Origin of the sequence: Candidatus Contendobacter odensis Run_B_J11 (assembly GCF_000531125.1) — a bacterium.
GTDB classification, from domain to species: domain Bacteria; phylum Pseudomonadota; class Gammaproteobacteria; order Competibacterales; family Competibacteraceae; genus Contendibacter; species Contendibacter odensensis.
Map to the genome: position 1 here is coordinate 1 of NZ_CBTK010000229.1, position 1831 is coordinate 1831.

2 protein-coding genes and 1 pseudogene are annotated in these 1831 nt (G+C 60.0%); 1 reads left to right on the forward strand and 2 read right to left on the reverse strand.

Going from position 1 to position 1831, the window contains the following annotated elements; translation table 11 throughout:
* Nucleotides 1-227 precede the first annotated feature (227 nt).
* On the reverse strand, nt 228-1076 hold the full coding sequence (locus tag BN874_RS13250) for an alpha/beta hydrolase (protein WP_051497831.1): 849 nt from the start codon (nt 1074-1076) through the stop codon (nt 228-230).
* Nucleotides 1077-1212: 136 nt separating this feature from the next.
* Between BN874_RS13250 and BN874_RS13255 the strand changes: the two genes are divergently transcribed.
* A complete protein-coding gene (locus BN874_RS13255; RefSeq protein WP_051497832.1) occupies nt 1213-1680 on the forward strand; it encodes a transposase in 468 nt (155 codons plus the stop codon).
* 29 nt (nt 1681-1709) lie between these two features.
* Here BN874_RS13255 and BN874_RS25145 read toward each other — a convergent pair.
* Nucleotides 1710-1831: pseudogene (locus tag BN874_RS25145) on the reverse strand (IS630 family transposase); the annotation flags it as partial.

The window sequence follows — 1831 nt, forward strand, 5'->3', positions numbered from 1 at the left end:
GTACGCGGGAATACGGGATAGGGGCTGGGCGAGATCGCCGGACGACGGGAGCGGCGGGACTGAAGAATACCAATGACAGCGTAGCACACCGCCCAGCAAGGGGTGGCGTCGATGCAGAAGTTCGAGGGCGCCCAAATGGAGGTTCACGGCATTTCTGCCTCCGGACTAACGTCTGCCCACAGGCGGCGCGGGGTCTGGGGTCCCGAAGGGTCTGAAGGCCAGATCTTTTATTTCTCTTCGCCTAAGGAGTCGACTGATGCCGATGCGGGGATGACTTCGCTCAGCCACTGAGCGATCGCTCCATAGTAGACGGCCTTGTCAACGCGATAGGCGTCCTCGTGTCCGCCTTTAACGTCGACGAAGCGTTTGGGCGGGTGCGCCGCCTCGTATAGGCGCCGGCCTTGGGCGTAAGGGATGACCGTATCGTCGGGGGAGTGCAAGAACAGCTTGGGCATATCGATCGAAGGCATTCGATCCAGCGAGGGAAAACGCTGAGAGGCGATAAGCCCGATGGGGAGAAGCGGGTAGAGTTCTTGTCCACGCTCGACGACCGAGGTGTAGGCTCCCTCCACGATCAGGCCAGCGGCAGACGCCCGCGAGGCCAGTTCGATCGCTACCCCACTGCCTAACGAGTGCCCAAAAAGGACGATCCGTTCTGGCGGTACGCGTAGTGTACGGATCAGGTACTCATACGAAGCCGTCGCGTCGGCGTACAGCCCCCGCTCGTCAGGTGTGCCGGTGCTCTCGCCGTACCCGCGATAATCGAAGACGAAGAGATTAACTTCGAGGTCGCGCATGAGCGCGTAAAACTCCGGCCGCTGCCCGTAACCGATATTTCCCAGGTTGCCGTGGCAAATGAGCAGCCATACGTCTGATGAGTGAGCGGCGGGCACGATCCACGCAGAAAGCGTGACGCCGTCGCTCGACGGATAGATCACCCGCTGCTCATGTAGCGCCCACTGCGGCGCGGGCAGAGCCACCCGCCGTTCCTCTGGGCGAAAGATGAACGATCGCTCGTTGAACTTGAGGTATCCGATGGTGCCCGCGTAGCCTAAGGCGAAAAGGCTGATGAACACTCTGAAAATGCGATTGAACATAGGCGAAGGGGAAAGAGAAAGAAAAGTGGCAAGGTGGTGAACACCCGAATTCGGTAGTCCTGCAGAAAGTAGTGGTTTGACGGTGAGAAACTTTGAAAATTAGTAAGTTAAGCTATTGAAGAGTGGCGAATCACTACACCGTGCAGGACTACCGGAATTTCAACTCGATCTGGCCGCCGGTCAGGCGACCTGTCCGGTCGGCCAAGTGATCCCCATCACCCCCGGCAAGACGGCTTGTTTTCCAGCCGCCGCCTGTGAGGCCTGCCCCTTACGGAGTCAGTGTACGTCCCGCAAAAGCGGGGGCCGAACCTTGACCATTCACCTGCAGGAAGACCTCTGGCAACGCCTTCAAGTGCTGCCGACCACCGTGGAGGGTCGGGCCGCCCTGCGCGAACGGGTCGGGGTCGAGCATGGTTTGGCCCATATCAGCCAACGCCAAGGGAATGAGGCGCGTTATTGCGGTACCCGCAAAAACACCTATCACTTACGGCGTGTGTGTGCGATCCAAAACCTGGAGCGGGCTCAAGCCCTCACCGAGCAGGCGGCCAATGACGCTGAACCCTTTGAGCGTTTGGCCGCTTGAGTCGCCAAACCGGTCAGCGCTCTAGTACTTCACCCGTCCTGAATTGACGGATAGAGGCGCTTGAGCTTGATGCGGGCATCGGGGGTGGTGAAGCGCCAGTTGACCGGGTGGGGGCAAGCGTTGCGCGCCTGTTCCCAAGCGATCACCTCCC